The 23,646-nt window shown below is 69.2% G+C and carries 28 protein-coding genes; 2 read left to right on the forward strand and 26 right to left on the reverse strand.

The window, feature by feature from the left end:
• Position 1: 1 nt before the first annotated feature.
• The 6 genes from PLC66_RS15545 to PLC66_RS15570 form a co-directional block, all read right to left on the reverse strand.
• Positions 2–634 (reverse strand): ssDNA-binding protein, encoded by a 633-nt coding sequence (locus tag PLC66_RS15545; RefSeq protein WP_324542006.1) that lies wholly within the window; start codon positions 632–634, stop codon positions 2–4.
• A 2-nt stretch (positions 635–636) separates the two neighbouring features.
• Positions 637–1,959: a DUF2800 domain-containing protein gene (locus PLC66_RS15550; RefSeq protein ID WP_324542008.1), complete on the reverse strand. Its 1,323-nt coding sequence runs from the start codon at positions 1,957–1,959 to the stop codon at positions 637–639.
• 4 nt (positions 1,960–1,963) lie between these two features.
• Positions 1,964–2,578, reverse strand: a complete 615-nt coding sequence (locus PLC66_RS15555; protein ID WP_324542010.1) for a hypothetical protein — start codon at positions 2,576–2,578, stop codon at positions 1,964–1,966.
• Positions 2,579–2,597: 19 nt separating this feature from the next.
• Positions 2,598–2,969 carry a hypothetical protein gene (locus tag PLC66_RS15560; protein ID WP_324542012.1) on the reverse strand — a complete coding sequence of 124 codons (372 nt, stop codon included), beginning with the start codon at positions 2,967–2,969 and terminating at the stop codon, positions 2,598–2,600.
• 70 nt (positions 2,970–3,039) lie between these two features.
• Positions 3,040–3,522: a RuvC family protein gene (locus PLC66_RS15565; protein WP_324542013.1), complete on the reverse strand. Its 483-nt coding sequence runs from the start codon at positions 3,520–3,522 to the stop codon at positions 3,040–3,042.
• Entirely contained in the window at positions 3,519–3,743 is a 225-nt protein-coding gene (locus tag PLC66_RS15570; protein WP_324542015.1) for a hypothetical protein, read from the reverse strand. The genes PLC66_RS15565 and PLC66_RS15570 overlap by 4 nt, the downstream gene beginning before the upstream one ends.
• A gap of 252 nt (positions 3,744–3,995) precedes the next feature.
• On the opposite strand from PLC66_RS15570, the gene PLC66_RS22910 reads away from it, so the two are divergent.
• Complete coding sequence (locus PLC66_RS22910) at positions 3,996–4,256, forward strand: hypothetical protein (RefSeq protein ID WP_503012222.1); 261 nt, start codon at positions 3,996–3,998, stop codon at positions 4,254–4,256.
• A gap of 269 nt (positions 4,257–4,525) precedes the next feature.
• Positions 4,526–5,176 (forward strand): tyrosine-type recombinase/integrase, encoded by a 651-nt coding sequence (locus PLC66_RS22915; protein ID WP_503012223.1) that lies wholly within the window; start codon positions 4,526–4,528, stop codon positions 5,174–5,176.
• Between the two features lie 173 nt (positions 5,177–5,349).
• Here PLC66_RS22915 and PLC66_RS15580 read toward each other — a convergent pair whose 3' ends face one another.
• The 20 genes from PLC66_RS15580 to PLC66_RS15675 all read right to left on the reverse strand — a co-directional run bounded on the left by PLC66_RS15580 (position 5,350) and on the right by PLC66_RS15675 (position 23,556).
• Complete coding sequence (locus PLC66_RS15580; RefSeq protein ID WP_324542019.1) at positions 5,350–5,967, reverse strand: hypothetical protein; 618 nt, start codon at positions 5,965–5,967, stop codon at positions 5,350–5,352.
• Positions 5,957–8,245, reverse strand: coding sequence for a hypothetical protein (locus tag PLC66_RS15585; RefSeq protein ID WP_324542021.1), 2,289 nt, complete (start codon positions 8,243–8,245; stop codon positions 5,957–5,959). Before PLC66_RS15585 ends, PLC66_RS15580 begins: the two co-directional genes overlap by 11 nt.
• A gap of 32 nt (positions 8,246–8,277) precedes the next feature.
• Complete coding sequence (locus PLC66_RS15590; protein WP_324542022.1) at positions 8,278–9,759, reverse strand: hypothetical protein; 1,482 nt, start codon at positions 9,757–9,759, stop codon at positions 8,278–8,280.
• Between the two features lie 4 nt (positions 9,760–9,763).
• Entirely contained in the window at positions 9,764–10,423 is a 660-nt protein-coding gene (locus tag PLC66_RS15595) for a hypothetical protein (RefSeq protein WP_324542024.1), read from the reverse strand.
• On the reverse strand, positions 10,420–11,043 hold the full coding sequence (locus PLC66_RS15600) for a hypothetical protein (RefSeq protein ID WP_324542026.1): 624 nt from the start codon (positions 11,041–11,043) through the stop codon (positions 10,420–10,422). The genes PLC66_RS15595 and PLC66_RS15600 overlap by 4 nt, the downstream gene beginning before the upstream one ends.
• A complete protein-coding gene (locus PLC66_RS15605; protein WP_324542028.1) occupies positions 11,043–11,483 on the reverse strand; it encodes a GNAT family N-acetyltransferase in 441 nt (146 codons plus the stop codon). Before PLC66_RS15605 ends, PLC66_RS15600 begins: the two co-directional genes overlap by 1 nt.
• Positions 11,480–12,940 carry a hypothetical protein gene (locus tag PLC66_RS15610; protein WP_324542030.1) on the reverse strand — a complete coding sequence of 487 codons (1,461 nt, stop codon included), beginning with the start codon at positions 12,938–12,940 and terminating at the stop codon, positions 11,480–11,482. Before PLC66_RS15610 ends, PLC66_RS15605 begins: the two co-directional genes overlap by 4 nt.
• Positions 12,940–13,698 (reverse strand): phage adaptor protein, encoded by a 759-nt coding sequence (locus PLC66_RS15615; RefSeq protein ID WP_324542032.1) that lies wholly within the window; start codon positions 13,696–13,698, stop codon positions 12,940–12,942. Before PLC66_RS15615 ends, PLC66_RS15610 begins: the two co-directional genes overlap by 1 nt.
• Before the next feature lie 17 nt (positions 13,699–13,715).
• Positions 13,716–14,141, reverse strand: coding sequence for a hypothetical protein (locus tag PLC66_RS15620; protein WP_324542034.1), 426 nt, complete (start codon positions 14,139–14,141; stop codon positions 13,716–13,718).
• Positions 14,142–14,191: 50 nt separating this feature from the next.
• A complete protein-coding gene (locus PLC66_RS15625; protein WP_324542036.1) occupies positions 14,192–14,707 on the reverse strand; it encodes a hypothetical protein in 516 nt (171 codons plus the stop codon).
• 57 nt (positions 14,708–14,764) lie between these two features.
• A complete protein-coding gene (locus PLC66_RS15630; RefSeq protein WP_324542038.1) occupies positions 14,765–15,859 on the reverse strand; it encodes a phage major capsid protein in 1,095 nt (364 codons plus the stop codon).
• Positions 15,860–15,877: 18 nt separating this feature from the next.
• Entirely contained in the window at positions 15,878–16,858 is a 981-nt protein-coding gene (locus PLC66_RS15635; RefSeq protein WP_324542040.1) for a hypothetical protein, read from the reverse strand.
• Positions 16,859–16,952: 94 nt separating this feature from the next.
• Positions 16,953–17,231 (reverse strand): hypothetical protein, encoded by a 279-nt coding sequence (locus tag PLC66_RS15640; protein ID WP_324542042.1) that lies wholly within the window; start codon positions 17,229–17,231, stop codon positions 16,953–16,955.
• A complete protein-coding gene (locus PLC66_RS15645; RefSeq protein ID WP_324542044.1) occupies positions 17,221–17,508 on the reverse strand; it encodes a hypothetical protein in 288 nt (95 codons plus the stop codon). The genes PLC66_RS15640 and PLC66_RS15645 overlap by 11 nt, the downstream gene beginning before the upstream one ends.
• Positions 17,501–17,815, reverse strand: a complete 315-nt coding sequence (locus tag PLC66_RS15650) for a hypothetical protein (protein ID WP_324542046.1) — start codon at positions 17,813–17,815, stop codon at positions 17,501–17,503. Before PLC66_RS15650 ends, PLC66_RS15645 begins: the two co-directional genes overlap by 8 nt.
• 87 nt (positions 17,816–17,902) lie before the next feature.
• On the reverse strand, positions 17,903–20,065 hold the full coding sequence (locus PLC66_RS15655; RefSeq protein ID WP_324542048.1) for a hypothetical protein: 2,163 nt from the start codon (positions 20,063–20,065) through the stop codon (positions 17,903–17,905).
• Positions 20,065–21,696 carry a phage terminase large subunit gene (terL, locus tag PLC66_RS15660; RefSeq protein WP_324542050.1) on the reverse strand — a complete coding sequence of 544 codons (1,632 nt, stop codon included), beginning with the start codon at positions 21,694–21,696 and terminating at the stop codon, positions 20,065–20,067. The genes PLC66_RS15655 and terL overlap by 1 nt, the downstream gene beginning before the upstream one ends.
• A complete protein-coding gene (locus PLC66_RS15665) occupies positions 21,684–21,881 on the reverse strand; it encodes a hypothetical protein (protein WP_324542052.1) in 198 nt (65 codons plus the stop codon). The genes terL and PLC66_RS15665 overlap by 13 nt, the downstream gene beginning before the upstream one ends.
• 31 nt (positions 21,882–21,912) lie before the next feature.
• A complete protein-coding gene (locus tag PLC66_RS15670) occupies positions 21,913–22,575 on the reverse strand; it encodes a hypothetical protein (protein WP_324542054.1) in 663 nt (220 codons plus the stop codon).
• A gap of 3 nt (positions 22,576–22,578) precedes the next feature.
• Positions 22,579–23,556, reverse strand: a complete 978-nt coding sequence (locus PLC66_RS15675; protein ID WP_324542056.1) for a hypothetical protein — start codon at positions 23,554–23,556, stop codon at positions 22,579–22,581.
• Positions 23,557–23,646: the final 90 nt, after the last annotated feature.

Below are 23,646 nucleotides of genomic sequence, written 5' to 3' on the forward strand. Positions count from 1 at the left end.
GTCAGCCGAAGAAATCGCCGGCCGATTCGGGCTTGTCGCCCGTCGCGCCCGCGACGGCCTCGAAGAAGTCCTCGGGCTTGGCGCGGCCGCCGCCACCGAGGATCTCGTCGCCCTCGGCCTTCTTCACGAGCTGGAACATCTCGATCCCGAAGCTCACGCCGTCGCCGTTCTGGTCGTTGTGCCAGCAGTAGGCGTTGAGCACCGGATAGCCCCACGAGCCCGAGGGGCAGTCGTCGGCGTCGGTCAGCAGCACGACATTCTGGTCGTAGACCTGCGGCCGGCGATCGGCCCCGGAGGCGACGCGGATGAACTGCACGTCCTCGCCCATGCCGGGGTGCAGGTCGCCCGTCTCCTTGTTGCGGGCTTCCTTGCCGGCGCCGTCGATGATCGGGTTCTTGATGAGCCCCTGCTTCCACTTCTCGGCGCCGCGGTCGCCCCACTGGTTCGTGACGCACTCCTTGATCTTCGCCTGGATCGACGACCAGTCGTCCTTCTTCGGCATGATGAGCGTGCAGCCGTAGCCGCCGCGGCTGTTCTCGCCCGCCTCGCGCGGCGTGAAGAGCTGCCACGCATAGCTTATGCGCATCAGCGGGCCGCGGAAGCGCTCGGTTCGGTACATCCTGTTCTTCGCCACTGTCAGTTCTCCTTGATTGACTCGAAGAATTTCTGCGCGGGCGGCAACGCCTTCTCCCGCGTCGTCTTGTCGGAGCGCACCAGGTTCGTCCCGCTGCTCTCCTGCGCCCACAGGTCGGCGATCAGCTTCGCCCCCTGCTTCCCGACCAGCTTGTCGATCTGCGCCGGTGACTTGAGCTTGCGCTCGTAGAGCGCCTCCCCTTCGAGGTGCACGAGCCGCTTGAGGTCGGCGGCGAGGGTGTCCTCGTCCTTCCACTTCCGCATCGCCCGCTTGTCGACGAGGATGTACGGCCCCACCTCCTGCCCGGCCTCGACGAGCTCGCGGGCGTACTGGCGCACGGCGTTGAGCCACGCCTCGATCATGTCGGCGGCGTCGAGGATGCCGACGATCTTGGGGACCGGCAGCGACCGCGGATCGGGCGGCGGCGCCACGGCCTCGACGCCGGCCTCGACCGGCGAGAAGAACGTGTGCGCCTCCTGCAGCACCTTGACCTGCAGCGCGGGGCACCGCGCCGCCGCCGCGCAGAAGGTGCCGCGGCAGTGGTCGCCGGGGTTGAGGTGGGCGGCGATCCACGCCTCCGAGGCCGCGTCCCCTTCCACAAGGCCGCCCTCCGGGAAGGTGTCGTAGGCGGCGCGCGACCGCTGCATGGCCTCGACCAGATCGGATGTCCAGTCGAGGAGGTCGCAGATGTCGATCTCCTCGCTGCGGACGGGCGTGTCGCCCACGCGCGGCTGGACGATCGTGCTCTTTACGCGCTTCCACGGGCCGGGGTTTGCGATCGCGGCGCCGAGGGCATAGGTGCGGAGCTGCTTGTTGCCTGTAGCCTCCACCCACATGCCGCCCGTCTTGAGGTCGACGATCTCGATGAGCCCCCACGCCGGAAAGAGCAGCACGGCGTCCCCCGTCCCGCCCGCCTCGAAGGGTGGCTCGATCGGGGCGAGGTCGAACTTCTGCTCGATCAGCAGTTGCGCCCGGTTCTCGGGCGCGTCGGGGTCGACCCCATTCGCTCGACACCAGCGGTCGTACTCGGAGAGCCGCCCGCGCACGTAGTCGAGGAAGACCTGCGTGCATTCGGCCATCTCCTCGTCGAAGATGAACGAGAACCCCTTCGTGCTCTCCCGCGCGCCAAGGTGCGCGTCTGCATCGACGCCCGAGCGGAGGCACCGCTCCGCGACCTGGTGACAGGCCGTGCCCCAGGCGGCGGCGCGGGTCTCCCGATCCTCAAGGCCGAGGTGCTCGATCAGCGCCAGCGCGCCCGGGCAGGCGAAGTTGCGCTCGGACGCCGAGGCAGACCACTGTGCATGGGCGCGCTGACCGTGATCCACGGCGTCAGACCTCCTTGCCGGTCTTGATGGCGCGGGCGAAGTTGGCGATCGCCGTCCGCAGCGCGTCCTCGCCGGCGGCTGCGACCTCGCTGCTCTTGTTGAAGCCGCCGAACAGGGACTTCGCGTTCTTCTGCGCGGCGGCCATGTCGAACTTGGCGACGTAGGCGTGCATAATGGCCTGCAGCCCCTCGAAGGTGATCGCGTAGCCGTCGATCATGTCGTCCTGCGCGGCCGGCGTCTCTTCGTCGAAGAAGTCGGCCCGCGCCTCATCGGCCTCGGGGGCGTCTTCGGGATCTGCCGGTTCCTGCCGGTCCTCGGGCGAGGCGGAGATGTTCTGCGCCGGCTCCTCGGGGGGCTCCTTGGCAGCGGCATCCGCCGCATTGTCGGCGTTCGCCGCCTCGATCTCGGCCTTCGTGCGCCGCTTGCGCTTCGGGGCCTCGGGCGCTTCGGGCGGGGCGGTCTCCTCGACGGCCTCGGCGTCGGCGGCGTCGATCTGCTCCTGGATGAACTGATCCTCGGCGGCCTCGCGCAAGCGGCGCAAGGTCGCCGCCTTGGCGAAGAACTCGGCGAGCAGGTCGTATTCGTCGGCTCCGTAGAAGCCGTCTATATCGATTCTCACTGGTGGGATCTCCTTGCGGTTAGGCGGTGAGGGCCTTCTCGAGCGCGCGCTTGGCACGCCAGAGTTCGGCCGTGGGGATGGCGTTGAGGTTCGGATACCCGACCACCGCGGGCAGCCCCGCGGCGCCGTGCTTCGCGACGTAGGCGCGGGCGGCCTCGGCCACTTCCTCGCGCGTGCAGGGCGGGGCCTCGGCGTTGATGGCCGCGGCGATCTGCTCGGGGGTGGGCTTGGCTCCGCGGCCTTCCTTCGGCGCTCGCTTCACGGCCGGGGGCAGCGGTCCGTCGAGGTTGAGCAGCCCCTGCGTGGCGGCGTCGCCCGGGAGGCTGTCGAGGAACCTGCGGATTTCGGAGAGGAGGTGGGCGAACGTGTCGCCCTCGAAGGTCAGTTGCACAGCGGGCAAATCCGTTTCAGTCAGTGTCGGGTCCGTATGTCGGCTATGTGGCATACATCAGACACGGAGGTCAAGAAAAAATCGAGGGTGCCTCCAGCCGGCGTCCGTACTCGGCGAGGAGCGCGGCTTCCGCCCGCCCGTCGTCCTTCTTGCGGCGGAAGTCTGCCGCATTGGCAGGGAACATGTTGGTCGCCAGCGCCCGCGCTTCGTCCTTGTCGCCGCGGACGTGCATCGCCCGCTTCCACACGGCCGGCGGCACGAAAACGAATCGGGCGCCGCTGGCCTTGACGATGGCCTCGGCGGCGCCGGCGATTCGTCCGAAGTTGAAGGCGGCCGGGGCGGACTGGCCGGGGATGCCGCCGACCTGCTCGAAGTAGCACACGTCGGGTCGCCAGGCCGCGAGGATGTCGTCGAGGGCGAGCACGTCGAGCTCGGGCTTCGACGACTTGCCGCGCTTCACGAGGAAGACAGGCATGTCCCTGATTCGCAGTTCCTCGGGTGCGAGCAGCGCCAGCGCGCCCGTCCCGCCCGGATCGACGCCGAGAACCCTCACACGCCGGCCCTCGACTTCCGCCGCAGCGCGCCGATGCGGCCTACCGGCACTCGCGATCCGCAGCGGGCGCGGATGCTCGCGCGCTGCGTGAACCCGGCCAGGTCGAGCAGCTCGACCATCGCCTCGGCCTCGGCGTGGGCGTCGCCGTCGTGCTTGGCCTCCTGCAGTTCGTGGCTGGTGCGCCAGTAGACTTGTGCGAGGGCTTCGAGGGGGATTTGCATTCGGCGGTGCTCCTGTCGCGTCTGTCTGACGACTCACTCTGCCTGTCCTACACATCCGATGGTTGATATGTCAAGACGAAATACGAATACACGCTAAGGATGAATCCCACGGAAGTCCATCGCTAAGTATGGTGGGGCGCGTAAATCGTATGTCGGGCCTTGACATATCCGCCCCGGACGTGACATACAGCTCCGTACACATGCTTGAAATCAACGGGGCACCCCGAACCTGAGCCCGAAGTCGCCGAGGTATTGAGATGTTCGACGAGCAAGATAAAGCGGCTCCGGCTCTCCGGCCGGCTGCCCTTCCTGCCCGGCCGTCCCGTGCTGGTCGCGGAGGAGGCGCTGCGCGCGTTCGTGGTCGCCGCTTCCACGCCGGCGTCTGGTACGAGCTCCGGCCCGCGGAGAACGGGGTCTTCTACATCCACTGGTCCGAGGGCCGCCGAAGCCGCCGCGAGAGCACGCGCGAGAAAGCGATCGCTCCTGCGACGGCCTACTTCGACGAGTGGCTGACCCTGCTCGACGCCCCGGGCCGCGGTCAGGTGCTTACCTGCGCCGACCTGTGGCAGCGGAAGTATGGCACCTCCGAGCGGCACGGCTACCTCTGGCGGCACCTCGAGCCGACGTTCGGCCCGCTCCGCCCGGCCGACGTGACGCAGGACACGATCGACCGCTACGTCGCCGGCCGCGATGCGGCGCCGGCCACGATCCGGCTCGAGGTCGTTTGCCTCGTCGCGGCGTGGAACGCGGCGGTGAAGGAGCGGCACCTGACCAGCGACGACGTGCCGGCGATCACCCCGCCCGAGGACAGCCCCCCGCGCGACCGCTGGCTGAACGACGCCGAGATAGACCGGCTGCTCGCCGCCGCGGAAGGCCCCGGGCGCATGGGCCGCGCCGAGCGGTTCGTCTACCTCGCCCTCGACACCGGCGCGCGCCGCACCGCGATCCAGGAGTTGCGCTGGGACACCGGCCAGGTTGACTTCGCGACGGGCGCGATCGACTTCCTGCCGCCCGGGCGAAAGCAGATGTCGAACAAGCGCCGCGCCGCCGTCCCGATGAGCGATCGGCTCCGCGCCGTCCTGCTGCGGGCCTACGAGGAGCGGGTCGGCCCCTACGTCCTCGACTCGCCGGCGAACGTCAACACGGCGCTAACGACGCTGGCGCGGAACGCCGGCCTCGCGCGGGTCACGCCGCACGTCCTCCGCCACACGGCCGCTACTCACATGGCGCGGCGGGGCGTGCCGCTCTGGATCGTCGCGAAGCTACTCGGCGACTCGCTTGCCACGGTCGAGGCCGTCTACGCCAAATGGCAGCCGGACTTCGGACGAGAGGCCGTCGAGACCATCGGGGGCGCCTGGGGGCGCGAGATGGGCGCAAGTGCGCAAGATGGGCACCAGACACGACCGACAATGGTCGACACCAGCCTGGAGTGAGCCCAACGGCTACGGCGAAAACGGGGAAAAACGGGGGACAGACAACAGACAGGAACGCTACCGTGGGTACAGAATACAGATCGGACAACTTACCCCGCAAGCCGTTGATCCCCCTTCCTTTCACCCTCTCGTCTGTCCGGCAGACGGACAGGTTTTGGGCACTCTTTTGCGCACTATGCGAGACCCGGAAGCGCCTCGAACAGCGCGAGGCGCCGCTGCTTCTCCGCGTCGGCGTTCTCTCGGGCCTCCGCCCTCGGCCGCTGCGGGGCCGCTGCGGCGAACAGCGAATCAAGGCCGAGGGTCGGCGCAGGCATCGGCACGTTCGGGTTGAAGTTCGGCGTCTGCGGGGCGGCGCCGCCGAACATCGCCAGCGCCTTCTCGCGATGCCCGGCCATCTGGCCCATCACCTTGTCGCGCACGGTGCCTGGCGCTCCGCCCGCCGCCGCGTCGCTGGCGTCGTAGCGGCCCACGCCGCCGGCGTTGATGGCCGAGTAGATGTCGAGCAGCCCCATGCCGGGGCGAACACCAGTGTCCTGCAAGTACCGTGCCACGGCGCCCTGCGGCCCGAGCTGCGAGCCTAGGGGGTCAGACCAGTCGACGCCGTACTGCCGCGCCTGGGGCTCGCCGAACTGGATAAGCCCGCGGTGCTGACCCCACTTCGTCGTCGGCCCGGCCTGCAGCGGATCGAAGGTGCCGCCGGTCTCGTAGCTGATGGCCGTCGCGAGGTCGACGGGGTCGATCCCGAGCGCCTGCGCCGTCGAGAGGATGCCGCCGTAGAGGTCAGTCACCATCGACGGCTCTCCGCAGTTCGTCGTCCTCGTCGTCGTCGCTGTAGAGGCCGCGCGAAAGTTCGCCCTCGGCGAGCGCCGACTGCAGCTTGCTGTTCCACAGCGCCCCCACGCCCTCGTCGATCGGCCGCTCGAGGATCACGCGCGCGAGCTCCGGGTCGAACATCATGCGCTCGATCAGCCGCGCCGTCTTGTACGGCATGGAGACCTCACGGAAGCCGGGGATCAGGTTCGCGGCGACGCGGAGCCGCTTCATAATCATGCCGGTGGTGATGGCGTTGCCGGTGCCCGCGAGGACGGCGGCCTCGACCATGCCGGCGAGGCGGGCGTTGTCCACCGTGGCGGAGCCCGGAACGGTCTGCTGCGAGAGGTTGCCGAGCGGCGCCAGCATCTCGTGCGTGCGCTCGAGCGTCTGCATGTCTTCGGGGCTGAACACCTGCGCCAGCGTGTCGCGGTGGTCGTCCCACACGCGGCGCACCTGCGCCATCGAGAGTTCGCCATCCTTGGCGCGCGAGGAGACCTGATCGGAAAGCACCTCGGCGACGGCCGCGCGCCACGCCCGCGCCGCCTCGGGGTCGCTGCTCATCACGCCCTGGACCTCGCGCATGGCCTGGTCACGGCCGTACTCGCCGCCGGTCAGGAGCCGCTTCGCGGTGTTGCGCAGATCGGTGTCCGAATCGACGAGGCGCGACACCGACTTGCTCTCGTCGAACACGTCGAGGGCGCGGCTGCCCTGCCGGTAGGTGTCGAGATACTGGCCGAACTCCGGCACCTGCTGCGTGATCGCGGCGTCGAGCGCGTCGCGGACCTCGATCAGTTCCTTCTTCGCGTACCGGCCCGTCGCGTTGTCCGAGCGGCCTTCGATCAGGTCGTTGATGGCCTTCCGCGTCTCGTAGAGGCCGGAGACCGTCGTGTCGAGATCCTCGGTCCCGGGGGCGTTGAGCATCTTCCGCGCGTCGCGCAGCGCGTTGACGACCGCCGGCCGCTTCGAGGTGGCGAGCATGGCGTCGATCGTGTCGGCCACGGGCTGCGCGTCGATCGTCGCGCCGGACGCCTCGGCCTGGCGGAGAATCGGCAGGGCAGCCGCGTCGCGCTCGGCGGCGATCTGATCTGGCCGGGCTTTGGCCGTGGCGAGGCCGGCCTGCAGGTCCGCGTCCGGGTCGACGAGGCGGCCAACGGCATCCGCGGCGCCCTCCTTGAGCGCCTGGTCGCGCTCGAGGAACTGCCGGCGCAGCGCCGGGTTGTCGGCGCTCGGCTGCTGCCGCAGCCCGCGCTCGAGCCCGATGAGGCCGATGTCGTCGGAAGCGAGCCCCGCGGTCGGGACGGGCTCGCCGTGCAGCCGCGCCGCCGCGGCCCGCTCGCCGATGCGGGCGGACGCCGCCGCGGGGTCGGTGGTCTGCGACTGCACGACCCGCGCCGCCGTGTCGGCCACGCGCTTGCTGGTCGGGAGCATCTGCCCCTCGGCGTAGGGAATGTCGGGGTCGGGGGCGAAGCGCGAGAGCGAGCGCGCCACGTCGCCAGGCTTGTGCGCCGCCGCGCCCGCGAAGCCGCCGCCCACGCCGCCGGCGAGCGTCGCGAAGAACTGCGCCCACTCGTTGTCGGGGAAATACTCCTCCCCGAGCGTCAGGCCCGCGCCGGAGCCCGCCCCGGCCGCCACGTCGCCGGAGATGGTGCGCGCCACGTTCGGCCCCGAGTAGGGCTGCAGGAACGCATCGCCGAAGGCCGGCGCCGCGCGCTGCCCGGCCTGCGAGGCGGCCACGCGCGCCACGGCGGCACGGGACAGGCCGAGCGCACCGACCCCTGCGGACGTGCCGAATCGGTTCACGTTGTAGGCGAGCTTCTCGCGGCCGGAGAAGTCCTCCGGGTCGAGCACGTCGTAGCCGGCGGCCTCCGCGCCGCGGCCGAAAATGTCGGCGATCCAGTCCCCGCCGCCCACCTGGTTCGTGATTCGCGGGAAATCGACCGGCTCCTGCCCGAACGCCCGAAGCGCCAGGTTCGTCCCCGCCTCGCCGATGGCTGCCGGGAGGTTGATGCCGAGGGTCGCAAGGTCGACCGGCGTGCCGAGAAGGTCCGCGATGCCGCGGCCGGCACCCTGCACGCCGATCCGCAGCCCCCGTTCCGGGCTGGTCGGCGGGGGCGGCGCGGGGGTCGTGTAGTCCGTGCCGAACACGGCGTCGGCCATCTCGTCGCCCATCGGCGGGGAGCCGACCGTGACGCGCGCCGGCTCGACCATCTGGAATCCGGGCGGGGGCGGCGGAACGGCCTGCGGCTGCTCGACCATCTGGAATCCGGGCGGGGGCGGCGGGATCGGGGTCACTGGACCGGCACCCATGCCGTGCCATCCCACTCTATGACGTCGCCTTGCGCGTTCGTGGCGCGCGGCCGTGCCGCGGGGGCGGCAGGCTGCGCGAACTCGCCCCGATTCGATGCGGGCGCGTCTTGCCCCGGATGCCGAAGGGTCTGCACCTGCGTCGCAAGCCGCGAGCGCAGGCTGTCCTCCAGCGCGTCCACGGCGGGCATGACGCCCTGGTTGCCGGCGAGCCCGCCGTTGAAGGCCGCGAGATGCTGCTCGAATTCGCGGACGTTGACCTCGCCGGAGGGGTCCGCGGCCTTGGCCCGGGCGTAGGCCAGCTCGATCGCCAAAGCGCGGAACTTGCGGATCGACGGGTCGTAGTTCCCCGAGGCGCCGAACCGTTCGGCCATCTCCGCCACATCCTCGGGGCGGATCGGGGTCTCCGGGCCGTAGGCCGCGGACATCTCGTTCACGAACGCCAGGGCGTCCTGCGCGAAACCGCGGATCGTGCCAGGCACGCCAGCGATGCCGGGGTTCTGCGCGAGAAGCTCGCGCATTGCGTTCACCCGGCCGAGGTAGTAGTTGGCCTCGGATTCGAGGCGCGTAGCGTCCGTCTGGTTTGACGTGGTGGACGTGAACACGCCACCCCCCGCGTCGGCGATGTCGCCAGTGATAGTTCCCTGGGGGAGCGGCTCGCCGGTCGCCGCGTCGGCGAGCAACCGCGACCCCGGCTCCCACACGGCCGTTCCGGTCCGGCCGTCCGGCGTGCGGTAGTTCTTGGTCTGCGGCGCAGGGGCCGAGCCCGGGTTGTTGTAGGGCTGCCGACCGATGGCGTCGCCGCGCGCCACGTTCACGGGGTCTGCCACCCCGTCGCCGTCGATATCTGCGCCGATGATCTGCTCGATGTTGATGCCGCCGCGATAAGCGTCGGCCGCGTCCTTCGGCCCGAGCATCCCCGTGTCGATGGCCTGCCCGAGCAGGGCGCCCTCGACTTCCGATTCGGAGAGCGGCTTGGGGGCGCCCTCGACAGCCGCGGCGCCGGGGAGGCCGATCGCCTGCATGAACTCGTCGGGCACCTCGGGGCGAACCTGCCCCTGCGAGAGCGGGCCGAACAGATCGCCGATCGCCCGAGTCTGGTTGTCGAGGCGATTCGTCGCGAGCGTCGTGTTGGCGGTGACGTCGGTGTTATACCGGCGATCCGCCGAGGCCGTGTCGTAGCCGTACCGCTGCGTCGCGTCGGCCATGTCGCGGGCGCCGAAGCCCTGATTCGGGTTGAACATGCCCGTGGCAGCGCCGTACCGATCGAAGGCGTTGAGGTCGGCGTTCGGATCGCCCGCAAGTCGCATGAGCGCCTCGAGGCCCTCGTTCTCCGTGCGCAGCTTGTTGGCCTGCGCGTAGCCGGCGATCTCCTGCGCGGACGGCGGCGCGAACATCGAGGCGATGTTCTCGAACGCCTGCCCGATCATCGGGTTGTTGTAGTAGCGGTTGAGCCTCGTCGCCACATCGTCACCCGTACAGCGAGAAGAGGGCGTTCGTGCCGGCGAGCGCCGGCCCGGCGGTCTTGGCGCCCCCGAAGATCCCCGGCAGCGACGCGCCGCCGAGGGCGCCCATCGTGGCGATGGAGCCGAGGCCGCCCATCACGTCGCCGGCGAGCCGCCAGCCCGCGCCCTTCTGCGCCGCGGCGTCGAGTTCGAGAGGGAGCACGCCCTGCGAGCCGCGGCGCATCCCGCCGATGCCGGAAAGCTGCGTCATGTCGCGCGCCTGCCCGACGCCGATGTCGCCGAACAGGTCGCCGAGGGATAGAAGTTCGGCCCGGGCGCGGCCCTGCTGATCGGTGTATTCGCGGCGCTTGGCCTTCTCGTCATCGGTGCGCGATACGGTGATCGTGTTGGTCGGCGTGTCGAGCACCTGCGGCGCCGCGCCAGCGTCGGCGAGGAACATGTCGGCGAGCTCGTCGGCCTTGTCGCCGCGCTGCTCCTCGATGTTCTCGTACCGATTCTGCGAGCGGGCGTTCGTCGCGTCCGCTTCCTGATCGAATCGGCCCTGCCGGATGCGCTCCGCGGCCATCGCGTCGGCCTGCGCGCGGTCGGCGGCCTTGGCACCCATGTAGTTCGCGCCGATGCCGCCGGCGGTAAGAGCGAGGGCGAGTGGGAGAAGCGGAATCACGGCGACACCTTCATGGAGCTGTTGTTGCCGAATAGCCCCGTGTTGTAGCGCAGATTTATCGGAGCGCCCGCGGCCTTGGCGCGCTCGAGGTCGGCCTGCGTCGCGAGGCCCTGCGTGAAGGACAGGAAGGCGTCCTCGAGCGGCGAGTAGGCCGGGGGCCGGGACAGTGCGCCGGCGCGGGACAGCGCGCTCTTGGCGGCGCCCTCGGCGTCGGCGGTGCTCTGCAGCGTCAGCACCAGATCGTTGCGGGCGTCCTCGACGTTGCTCCGCGCCGTCGTGCCGAACTCGCGGGCCTTGTCGGTGATGCCCTGCCGGTTGAGGTCGTAGAGTTCGCCGAGGTCGGCCTCCTTGTTGGCTCGGATGGAGCTCTGCGAGACGCCCCGCCGCGCGAGGTCGAAGCCAAGCTCCTCGCCGGCATCCTTGTGCTGCTTGTCGAGCTGCGGGAGGGCGTAGTCCTTGTACGCCTGCTCCTGCCTGGCGTAGAACTTCGGCGTGAACTGCGTGTCGAAGGTCTTGTTGATCTTCGCGGTGCCGGCGCGAATCTTGCGCTGCCGCGCCTCCTCGGCCTCGCGAGCCCGTTTGGCTTCCTTGTTGCTGCCGCCGCCCTTGCCCTTCGCCATCAGTCAGCCGCCAGCACGAGGCCGAGACGCCGCGCGCCCCACCGCTCGAAGAAGCGGGCGGTGCGCTCGGGATGGCGGCCGTTGTTGATTCCGAGGTATTTGCGTCGAGCACCCACCATGTCACCCCACCGGAAAAATTCGTCCAGGAGAAGTGCGGGTGCCCGAGTGCCGCGCTTGGCGGGCGTCACGTATATTACCTCGCAGGAGACGGCTAGTCCAGCCGTGAAGTAGAACCCGTTGATGACGGCGAGGAGGAAGCCGACCAGCGCGCCGTCGTCGGCCTCGCACACCCAGCACGTCATGTCGGTGAAGAACCGCCGGAACGTCTCGTCGAAGGTCTCGCGCGTGAACCCGAGATCGGCCTCGCTCTCCGCTGCGCCGGCCTGCGCGAGCGCCAGGAACGCCTCGTAGTCCGACTCCATGACGAGGCGCACCTTCATGACCCGGCCGCGTCCTCGGGGTCGTCGAGGTCGTGGACGATGACCGCGGCGGAGACGACGGCCGGCTCGGTGGTTGAGGGCGGGGCGATCGACCGGAAGCGGAGCCCTATGTGCGTCCCGCGCCCCTGCGCCAGCGGCACGCGCGGGTCGGGATAGGTCGTGCTGGTGATGCGGGCCACGAGGTCGGTGGCGTCGAGGTTGCGCGGGTCGTAGCCGACGCGGACTTCCCACGCGCCGCGCACCGCCGCGTCGATGCCCATGAGCGTCTTGCTTTTGGTCGGGGCGTTGGCGTCGAGGTAGGGGAGCCACGCCTCGGCCTGCACGTCGCTGCCGTACTGGTAGGGTCCGGTCTCCGAACCGTAGACGTAGATCGTGTCGCCGGAACGCAGATACACACGGTCGCCGAGGACGGCGATTCCCTCGATCTGGAACCCCGGCTTGTATGTCGACCAGGCCGTCACCTTCGTCGCCTCGTACTGCGAGAGGACGAATATCGTGTCGCCGATGGCGAACCAGATGCGGCCGGTGCGCGGCTCGACGATGGCGGCGGCGAACTCGCGCTGCTCGACCGACAGGTCTTCGATGGCCTTCGAGGTCAGCTTGTCGATCGGGCTGCCCACGTCCGCGGTCTGCGCCGTACCGGACGAGTCCCGAGCCCGGAGCGAGCGGATGCCCGAGAGGTCGTAGAAGAGCACGTCGGCGCCGCGGAACTGGATGGCCGTGCGCGCCGCGAAGGTGCCGAAGCCGCGAAGGGTCTGCACGATCGCCGTGTTGTCCGGGTCGGCGTCCATCTTCCAGGTCGTGATGGCGCGGTCGGAGAAGACGGCGAGGATGCGCTCATAGTCGGAGAAGGCTCGCACCTTGGCGCCGCCGCCGACACGGAAGGCCATGTCGACGAAGCCGGCGCCCGCGTTTGTGAAGTCGTCGCCGTCCTCGTTGTCGGAGAAGAACATGACGGTGCCGGCGCCGACGAAGATCTTCGAGAAATGCACGCCGAGCGAGGTGGGCTCGACGCTCCCTGCCGCCTGGGGCGGTGCGTTGGTGTCGGAGACATGCACGCCGTTGAGGTACATGAACCGCCGCTCGTTCGCGTTCTCCTCGAACAGCCCGATCGCCGCGATCTCGCCGCCGAATAGCTGCCACGAGGGGACACCGAGGAGCGCGACGTTGCTGTCGTCGGGATGGACGAGCTGCTGATAGGAGACGTTCGGCGGGAGGTCGGCCGGGGGCGTCGCGCCGTTCCCGAACACCACGAGCGAGTCCTCGTCGGCGGCGAGGCCGACGCTGATGCCGGCCGTGTCGGTCCAGATCGGCGCGAAGACCGCGCGCTGCTCGAGCTCGCCGCCCTGCGTGATGTGGCAGTCCTGCGCGCGAATCAGCGCGCCGCCCGGAAGCGTCTCGGGGAGGCGGCGGGTGTCGAGGCCGCCCCGGAACTCCTTGATCCAGATGCTACCCATCAAGAGACCCCGGGCTCGTTGTCCCGGTAGTGGACTCGGAACGGCCCGCGCCGGCGGCGCTCGGGCGTGCTGTCACGACCGGCGAGGGAGAAGGTCTTCGACTTCGTGAAGCCGGCCGTGAGCCCGGCCTCGATCTGCTTGGCCTCGTCGAGCACGACCTGCGCGTCCTTGCTCCCCGCGCGGGCGAGCGCCTTGAGCGCGCCCCACTTGACGATCAGGTCGTCGTCGAGGTCGGCGCGATCGTCGTCGCTCACGAGGGGGCGCAGGTCGCGGATGCCGGTCAGGCGTAGGCGGCCTTCGAGAGTCGTCGGGTCGGCGTTGTCCGAGGGGATCGGCCAGACCTCGAACTGCTCATCCTCGTAGACCTGCCACCGCTCCGCCGGCCACGACCGGGCGCCCATGTCCGAATCCCACTCGGCGTACTGCGCGGCGCCGATGCCGTAGCAGAGCGGAATCCACTGCTCGCCCCAGCGGACTTCGATGCTCTCGAGCCGCTCGATGCCGAGGTCGGCGGCAGCCGTGCCGTCTTCGCGCTTGGCGCCGCGGGTGTCGTAGTACCGCTGCCCGGCCTGGAGGTCGATGAAGCGGCGGACGCGAAGGAACGGCCATTCGTGCTTGCGCCAGAGGCGCTCCTGCGCCTTCTGGATCGCCTGCACCTGCGACTCGCGGGCGTTGGCGTTGTGCGCCGGGTTCGAGCTCGCCCCGGTCTCGATGCGGTAGTCCTGCAGGAGCGAGAGCAGCGTGCGGTTGCGGGCCATCCTCGCCCCCTGTCAGGTCAGCCGAAAACTTCGTCCGCTTCGGCGGCGTCCTCGCCGACCGGAACGACCGCCGAGCCCGGCTCGGCCGCGGGGGCGCGCTTGCGCTTCGGGGCCGGCGCGGCGACGCGCTGCACGACGCGGAAGGCCGCTTCGGGCAGGTCGAGGTCGGCGATCTCGACGGGCACGGACGGGGCACCGCCGGCGAAGACGCGCCGGGCGACCTGCAGCCCGTCCTCGTCGGTGGCCGGGTACTTCTCGATCAGCCGGGCGATCTCGCCGCGGGGCTGCACCTCGTTGACGCCGGGGAGCGGCTGGACATCGTGAACGGAGTCAGGGCCGTGGATGGCGCGGAGGAGATGAACCTCGGCCACGCTGACGGCGGAAAGGGGGACGGTGTTGCGCATGTCGCCGCCAAGGGCGAGAAGGCCGTCGATATACTGCATGGGCGCCTCGTGTTGGAGGAGAGGGGCGCCGCGGCGCCCCTCGCAGGGGATCAGGACGACGCGAGAACGCCGGCCGCGATCAGCTTCGTGATGAGCGAGTTCACCTTGGTCTGCAACTCCTTGAGTTGCAGATTGGCCGAGGTGATCGCCGCGTTGACCGCGGCGTCGGAGTAGGAGTCGCTCGTGTCGAGCGCCGCGATGTCGGCCATCGTGCCGTCCACGGAGCCCGTGAGCGTCCCGCCGAGGGCGGCCTCGGTCGGCTGCGCAATGACCGTCACCTCGTCCGCGGCGGCGTAGCCGAGGCCGACGAGAACCGTCGCCCCCTTCGGCCAGGTCACGTCCGACTTGTTGGTCAGCGTGATGTCCGACCCGCCGTAGGTGAGGCTCATCTTGCTCGCAGTCTCGAGGTACACGTCGTTGCCGTTGACGATCGCGACGCCCGTGGCCGAAGCGTTGCCTGACGTGAAGAACGCCTGGTTCGTGCCGGTCGGGTAGGCGATGCCGGTGACAGTGCCGTCGTCGGCCACGTCCGCCGCCAGCGTCAGTTCGATGATCTTGGATGCCATCTGGCCCTCCATCGTGAATGTAATGCGGCGCCCGTGCAGGGGCGCCGCGCTAAGGGCTCAGGCGATGTCGTAGACGCCGGAGGTGCGGAGCCGCTTCGCGACCATGACGGCCGTGTCGCTGACGCCCTGGTACATGACGAAGCGGTCATGCGGCCGGGCGGGGTTGCACCGCTTCTTCTTCTCGCCGACCATGTAGAGCAGCTTGATGCTCGCCATGTCGATGATGTACGCCCGCTTCTCGAGGCCGAGGTCGTCGAGGGTCGGGTCGTACACGAAGTTCCACGAACCGAAGGGCACGCCCTCCTCGGTGGCCATCGAGCCGTCGTTGGTACGACGGTCGCGGTAGCCGGAGAGGGAGTAGTTGCCGTTCGCCCTGATCTCGGCCTCCATCGCGGCGATGAAGTCGGAGCCGGCGAAGCACTTGTGCCGCATCGCTGTCCCGCTCGCGTACCGCTTGAGCTGCCGCCGCTCTTTCTGCAGGAAGGTCAGCAGAACGCCACCGCCGGTCGACGAGGACGAGATCGGGGCGAAGCCCGTGCCCGCCGACTGCGCCGCCGTGGTCGCGGCCCGGTTCCGCCACCAGGCGTTCGTGGTGCGGTTGAGGCCGCCGGTCGAGCCGAGCGCCGGGTTGTCGAGGATGAACGCCTTGATGCCGGCGATAGACTTCGCATCCCCCGAACCGTCGCCGTGGATCAGCGCGTCCTTCGAGATGTTGTAGTCCTCGTCGAAGGCCGACAACTTCTCGTCGAGGATCTCGGCGAGGACGTGCTGCTCGCGGCCCTCCTTCATCGAGGTCGACTGATCCGCGCCGCTCTCGATGACGGTGATGCCGCCGTGCTTGAGCTCGGTGTGGGTGAAGCCGAGGCCCATGAACATCTCCTTCCAGGAGTAGTTCACGCGCTTGGCCGGCGTCGGGTTGTAGTAGCTCACCGGGTCGTCGTGCGTGTAGCCGGCGAGCGAGCCGCCGCCCTGACCGGTCTTGATACCGATCGACACGTCGCCCTTGCCGCCCGAGAACGTGCCCGAGGCGCTCTCGAACGCCTTGAGCATGGGCTTGTCCTGGATGTTCTGCGCGGTCAGCTTCCCCTTATCGAGGTAGAAGTCGAGCGCGCTGTTGTAGATGTTCGCGAGTTCCTGCGCCGTAAAGGGCATTGGTCCGGTCCCTGGACGTTACGCGCCTGCCCGCTGGACGATCTCGAGGATCGACGTGGGCTTTGCGCGTGGGCTTCCTGAAACGCTCCCACCCGTGACCGGCGTGACGCCCGGGCGCCTCGGTCTCGCGGCTGCAAACTCGGCGTTGATGGCCTTGAAAGCCTTGTCGAGCTGCGCCTTGACACCTTCCGGCGTGTCCGGGATGCCCTCCTCGCGCTGCAGGAGAAGCACCTCGCTCTTGAGGCGACGCTCCTTCTTCGCGTAGTCGGGGTCCGCCGTCCGCTTCGCCGCATCCCACGCCCGCGCTGCGGCCGTGACCGCCGCCTGCTTCGCGGAGACCGTCTCGGCCTCCTGCCGGCGCCGCTGCGCTTCGAGCTGCTGATCGCGGAAAGACAGGTGCCCCTGCGCGATCGTCGCCTTGGCGCGCTCCTTGGCCAGCGCCTTGCCGTACTCGGACGTGATCTGCCCGGATGCGACCTGAGCGCGGATGTCCGGGGGCAGCACCTCGCCGATCGTCAGAAGCAGGTTCTGGATCGTCGGCTTGATCTGCTCCCACGCCTTCTCGGGGTCGCGCTTCATCAGCGCCACCCAGCTGATGGCGTCCGAGGCTTCGTTCGGCTCGATGGCGTTCTCGGTGAGAAACGCTTCGATCCTCCGGTAGCTCTCGGCCGGGGCCTTGAGGTCGTTCCGCTGCTGGATCAGCTCGCGGAACCGCGGATGGGTGTGGAACGGAACATCGGCGAAATTCTCGTCGTCGGGTTCCGCTTGCGTCGGAGCGGCCTGGTGGTCGCTTGCTTCCGCGGTGGACGGGTCCGCGTCGTCCTTGGTCTGCACGGCATCGCGCACGACAGACAGGATCGACTTTTCGTCCTTGGCTGCGGGGGACGAATCCGCAACGTCATCAACCGCCGGGGCATCAGCCTCGGCGGTAGAAACGTCGTCCAGGGTGTCGTCTGCGGACGTGTCGGGCGATGCCACGTCCTCGTTTTCTACGCCCACGATTACCTCCGGTTAGGGGGTCAGTCGGGGCGTAGTGTAGCGCACGTTTTGTCGGGCTACAAGTCCGACGATTCAGACGGCATCGCGCTCGCGGTCAGTGCTCATCGGGGGCTCCGGGCAGAAGATCGGGGTGGATCACGACGACATCCCGGGTCAGGCCGAGGGCTGCACCAGCTAGACGATAGGCTGCCGGCACGCGCCGCTTACCCAGCCGTTCGACCATCTCGCGCATGTCGTCGGTGCGCGGCTGGCCGGTGGGGAGGCCGGTGGCGTAGGGGCTAACGCGAACCTCCGGCGGAGGCGGGCCGATCTCATCCTTGAGCCGCCGCAGGTCTGCGATGAGCTTTTCGAGAGTCAGAGGATCACTCGCCATCCGCCCCTCCCGTGTCGGGGGCCGCGAGGGCGGCGCGGTCACGTTGCGCGCGAACCCACTCGATCAGGTCTTTACCTGTCGCCCCTACTCGCAGGATTTCCCTGACCGGAACCAGTGCGAGGATGTGCGCCACGATCAGGTCGCAACCGCGCAGCCGCGCTACCTCGGCCTCCATCTCGGCGATGCGGGCGCGGGCCTCCGCCATCAATTCCTCATTGGCATCTCGCAGGCCCAGCGGGCTGATCGCCAAGTCCAGCCTCTCGATCAGGTCAGCCACGGCCGTCTCCTCCGGTCAGGGCTACCTCCTGATGGTGCGTGTAGCGGAGCTTTCGCTTCCACGCCGCATTGTGATCCGCGAGCAAGAAGTTCCCCTCGACATCGCCCTCGCCGACCATGCGCTTCGCCACCGTGAGCAGGTCGCGTAGCTCGTCATCGAGCAATTCGCGGTTCAGAACGTCCGGCTGCAACGGGTGGTAGCTGTCATACCCGTGGCGGAGGATTTTCCCCACGATCTGAACCACCTCGGCGGCTTCCTCCGCGAGCATTGCCAGTCGCTCAGCTTCGGCGTCAGTGAGCTTAGTCACGGTCGTCTCCTCCGGTCAGGGCGCGCATGGCTTCTCCTGTCTGATTCGATCCCATACGAAGGACCGTATATCAGACAGGATACGCCGTCAAGCGGGTCCGGCGTGATTCGAACCCATCCCCCGTTCACCGCCGGTCGGGCGCGACGGCGAGGAGCCGCCGTTCCCCCCGCCCTCGCCACCCTGGTCCTCGGGCGCTGCGCCGGGGTCGGCCGGGCCGACCTGCGCCGAGCGGTTGAGCGTCATGATCGACGGGAGCCCCTGCGCGATGGCGTCGGTGAGGTCGAGGCGGTCGTCGAGCCGCCGCAGCGATTCGCGCGCCAGCCACGTCGGCTCGATCCCCGGCATCTGCAGGAGGAACGGCAGCATCTCGCGCCAATTCCTGATCTCCTGCGCCGCGTTGGGCTTGCCCGTCGAGCCCGCCTCGATCTCGAGGTAGATCTCACCGGCGATGTCCTCGAGGGTCATCTCGGGCCAGACGGCGCCGCGGCCGGCGATCTTCCGCACCGACTCGGCCGACATCTCGCGGAGGAGCACCTGCCCCGATGCGCGGGCCACGGCCGAAAGGAAAGCGTCGAGGTCGTCGGCCGAGGAGCCCGCCGCCATCGTGCGGCTGTCCTCCGCCAGCGCCTCCCCGGTCGCCGTGCCGGAGCGCGGGGTGGCCCCTACGCCCGTGGGCGACGTGCCGACGACGAGCTGCATGTCCGTGTAGGTCTCGCCCACGTCATAGAGGTTCGGGTCGACGCCGGGCATCGGGACGGCCTGGATCTCCTTCGCGATGTCGAACTGGTCGCCCTGCGGGTTGACCTCGACGACCTCGAAGGGCTCGGCGCTGCCGAGCCGCTTCTTGTCCTCGTCGTCGAGCGAGCCCCGCCGGGTCGCGAAGCGCGGCCTGGCCGCCTTGCGGTGCTCCCGCTTCCCCTGTCGCGAGCGATTGTACTCGTTCTGCATGTCGCGCAGGAGCGCCACGTCAGACGGGGGGAAGAGTTCCTGATCGTCCTCGCCCTCGTTGAAGGTCAGGGCGTAGACCGGCCAGAAGTCCTCGACGTAGACATCGGGCGGCGCGGGGGGCCGCAGGAAGCCCTTGTAGCCGTCGCAGAGGTAGTAGCACTGCCCGGACTGCCGGTCGTAGTGCTTGAGCACGCAGGCGTACTCCTCGGCCTCCTTCTCGCCGTCCCGCATCCCGGGGTCGTCGCGATGCTTGCCGTCCTGCGAATAGGGCCTGTAGTCCCGGCCGAGGTCGACGCCGAACAGGCCGCGCACCTCGTCGGGGGTGTAGAGGTACTGGATCGTCAGCCACCGCGCACCGACGAATCCGGTCAAGTTCCGGGTGCGGCAGTCGGGGATGACGTGGGTGCTCTCGGGGAAGTCGAAGACCAGCCCCTCGCGCGCCAGCACGTACTCCTGGTTCTGCAGCGATTCGGCGGTTAGGGCGAGCTCCCGCTCCTTGGCGTCGACATCCTCGGCGTCGTCGGCGTTCTGCACTTCCCGCGCGAGGGACCGGCCGTGAGCAAGCTGCCCGCGCACGTCGGCAAGGCCGCTGGCAGGGGCGGCCGAGGCGTCCTCGTAGGCGCGCTGGAAGCCGATCTCGCAGTAGCCGACGCCCGTGGTGCAGGTGCGCCGGACGAGCTGCTTCATCGCCGTCTTGAAGGCGACGGGCTTCTGCTCGTTCATGAAGTAGGAGAAGAGCACGTCGAGGGTCTTGCCCACCTTGTCGATGGTCTGCCGCTCGGCCATGCCCGCCTGGAAGTCCTCGACGAGCGCCTGCGCCTGCATGACCTCGGGCGGGACGATCTGCGGCACGCCCATCGCCGCCCCGAGCGGATCGGCCGCTGCGGCGGCCGCGGACGCCAGATGGAACTGCTGGACGATCTGCATCGCGGCGACAAGCGACTGCTCATCCTCGTCCCACACCTGGAAGTCGAGCCGGGGGCGCCGGCGTGCGACGGCCTTGGGGTTCTTGGCGTAGAGCGTCGAGACCTGCTGGCGGATGTGCCGGCCGGTGATGTTCGCCGTGTAGTTCCCCCCGTCCACCCACTCCTTCGTCGCGCCGACGCGGGCGTACACCATGTCGTCGCGCATCCGCTTGAAGGCTTTCTCGTGGTGCGCACGATCGGCCTCGACACGCTTTAGCAGGCGCTTGACGAGCTTCGCGTCCTCCTCGGAGATCGGGGGGTTGCCCGGCTTCTCCTCGGAGGCCGTGCCGTTCTCGGTGATCGGGGCCTCACTGGCGCCTTCGTCCTCGTAGTCCATCAGAATCCTCCGAACCGAAGCCGCCGGGCTTCGTCCTCGTCGCGTTGCTGCTGTCTCTTGAGCCACCCGAACGTGCCGTACTTCGGCTCCTTCGCCGTGCTCGCCGGCGCCGAGGCGGGGGTCTGCACGCGCAGGCCGAGGCACAGGAGCGAGAGCATGTCCACGGCGTCGTCGTGGTTGCCGTTCGGGAACGCCATGAGCTCGGCGATGAACCGCTCCGTCCACGGCGCGTTGGAGGGTAGGCGGATCATCCCGAGGTTCCAGCGCGCGACGGCCGACGCGGCGCGGCTGGCCTTGTCGCCAATCGGCGTCACCTCGACGACGTTGAAGATCCGGTTCGTCTCGAGCATCCGCTTCTTGAGGAACGGCCCGATCGACTTCGAGATATGCCCGCGCTCCGCCCACCAGACGAGCGGCTGCCGTTTCCCGGTGCCCATGCTCAGCATCGTCTCGACCGCGACCTCGGGCGGCACGCGCTGCCAGAACAGCTCGTCGAGCCAGAGATGCCCCGCCTCGTCGACGCCGCCCTTGCCGAAGCACGACGGGTCGCGGCGGTGGTCGGTCGAGAGCGCATGGTCCGACGCGGCGTACCAGCGCAGGTTGTCGGGGAGATCGGCCGGATCGTAGAGGCGCACGCCCTCCATCTTGAACAGGTCGCCCTCGGCGAGCGTCGGCCGCTGCTGGTAGAGCGAGGCGAAGCCCAGCGGGTCGATGATGCGGAAGTCGTGCAGGTACTTCTCGTCGAACTTGTCGGGTCCGTCCGGCCACAGCGCCTCCCCGGGCTCCCGGCCGAGGGGATCGTCCTCCTCGGCGAGCGCCGGCAGGTTGATGACCTTGATCTTCTCGGCGATCTCGCGGCGGAAGTACTGGTTCTCCGGGTCGGTGAGCCGGCCGATCGGGTCGTCGCTGTGCCAGCGCGTGAAGGTGAGGATCATCAGCTTCTTGCCCATGCGCCGAGTCATGGCGACGCGGGTGAGCCAGTTCCACGCCTGGTCGCGGATGGCCTGCGATGCGGCCTCCTTGTCGTCCTTTATGAGATCGTCGCCCACGAACAGGTGCGCGCCGCGGCCGGTGAGCGCCGCGCCGCGCCCGACGAAGAACAGGAGCCCGCCGTCCGTCGTGTTCATGCGGTCCTTGGCCGTGCCGCCGCGGGTGAGCTTGTGGTTCGGGAAGACCTGCTTGTGCTGCGGCGTGAAGAGGATGCGCCGGACCTCGGCGCCGAAATCCGCGGCGAACTCGTCGCCGTAGGAGGCGACCACGACGTTCTTGTCGGGGTACTTGCCCGAGAACCAGGCCGGGAGTCGCCGGGAGACGATCTCGGACTTTCCATGCCGCGGCGGCATGGTCAGGATCAGGATGTCGTAGCCCTCGTAGCCTCCCTCGACGAAGGTCTGGACGGCCTGGCAGACGGCCCGGTGATGCTTCGCGGCCTGGTACTGCGAGCGCGTCAGGTCGTTCGGCGCGTCAGGGTCCGGCATCGTGAACTCGATGTAGTCGAGCAGGTTCTCCCGGGCGGCCTGGATCTTCTCCTGCCGCCGGATGAGCGCGAGCTGCGCGCGGAGTTCCGCCTCCTTGGCTGCGACCGTGCGCCCCGCCCGAGACTGCTTTACTGCCGCCGTCACGACGACCACCCCGAGACGACGTGGTTCCAGAAGGCGAGCCCGGCCGCGGCGACGACCGCCCACACGGCGGACACGGCCGCGATGAAGCCGCGCTGGCGCAGCACCGTGTCGCGCACCTCGCGCACGTCCCGGCCGATCACCGTGACCTGGCCGCCGATGGCTTCCATCCGCTCCTCGAGCCTCGCGACCTTCACTTCGATGCTGTCCTCGGCCACCTCTCCATCCTCACAGCGGCGCGAAGCTGGCGGCGACCCACGCCTGGTCGCCATGGGTGCCGCTATATGGGGAGAATGAGAGCGGACGCGCCGCGCTGGCCGGGAGACGATGGCTCCAGCCCCAGTCCCGCCTAGCCTGGACCACATCGGAGCCGCGCCGCACCACTCCGTTAAAATCCACGGCGTTTGTATTCGGTCCGCGCCGGCCGCTGACGGCGAGCAGAAGCCCGCCTTCGGGTACTTCGATGGCGTCGGACGCCCCGGCAGTGTCGCACAGCCCTACCGGAGCCGACAGGTCGTAGCCCGTCACGCGCAGAACGACTATGCCTTGCATCGGCCCGCCCATATCCACGAACACGGACGCGGACGTGCCGGTCGGGAACATCTTCGCGAAGATCGCGACACCGACCGCCCGGCCTGCGCCGGACCACGTGCGATACCGCGCGCCCTGCGCCGTCACGCCCGCGATGGTGCAGGCCGGGGAGGGCCATGCGTCGGGCGTCGTCACATCCGCCATCCACGCGAAGACCACGATGCCGCGCGTCGCCGCCGGAGCGCCGAAGTTCACGCTAGCGTAGGTCGCGGCCCCGCTCGAGTGGACGTTCCGACTATCGACCTGCGCGACGGTGTGCCGCGCGTCGGCCATCATCGGAAGGGCGAGGAAGGGCAGCACGGGTCAGACCACCCCGTCGACGACGTTGAGGAGCACTTCGGAGGCCGAGACGACGAAGTAGAAGAGGTACGCGGACTCGCCGCTGGCGATGCTCACCGGGAAGGAGGCCGAAGACTTGTAGGCCGAGTGCTTGCCGATCGTCCGCGTCGCGCCGGACGCGGTGACCTTGATGCACCCCGACTGCCCGGGCTTGGCGTTCGAGGGGGCGCCCAAGGTCCGGTTGGCCCCGAGCGTCACCTGCGCGTTGACGAAGGTGCTCATGTCGACGGCGATGGTCGGTGCGTCGGCTAGGGTTACCATCTCTGTCGCGCCCCACGCGCCCGTGGTGTCGACGACCTTCGCCGCGATGTTGGCGCGGATGTTGGCCGCGGACGCCACGTCGCCCGTACCGAGCTTCGAGGCGATCGTGCTGATCGCCGTGCGCTCGGACCCGGTGAGCACCTTGGCGTTCGACCCCTCGACCATGTTGGACATCGAGAAGGCATCGCCCTCGACGCCCGTGGGGTCGTAGACCGAGGCCACCATGTCGCCGGAGCCGTCGCCGGACGGGCCGGGGTTGCCGCGAGGGATGGTGAAGCTCAGGACCATGTTCGGCGGCGTGCCCGTGGCCACCACCTCGGCGTCGCTGCCGGGGTCGGAGGTGGTGACGCTGCCGACGGTCACGTTGGCGGCGAGGGTCGCCAGCCACTCCGTCACCGTGCCCTCGTAGCCCTCGGCGACGGCCACCTCGTAGGCGTTGGCGTAGGCGACACCCAGCCGCACGCCGACGCTGGGGTGCAGGCTGTCGACGGTGACGATGCTGTTCTTGAGCGCGCCGTCCTCGCGCCGGACGTCCGTTACGGCCCCGACGAGCGTTCCGATGGACGTGGCGATGTTGGCGTACTCGTCGTCGACCCTCGGCGCCGGGAGCGGAGAGTTGGGGCTCGTCGCCTGGAAACCGGAGAACGAGTAGCTCACGGCATAAGGGGTGGGGTCGGCCATCGAGCGCCCTTCAAGTTATGTGGAACACGGCGCCATTGCCGGAGAGCGTGTTGAGCGCCCCGACGTTGGTGTCCGCGGCTTGGGGCACGC

This window comes from Thauera sp., from assembly GCF_035444905.1.
GTDB lineage: Bacteria > Pseudomonadota > Gammaproteobacteria > Burkholderiales > Rhodocyclaceae > Thauera.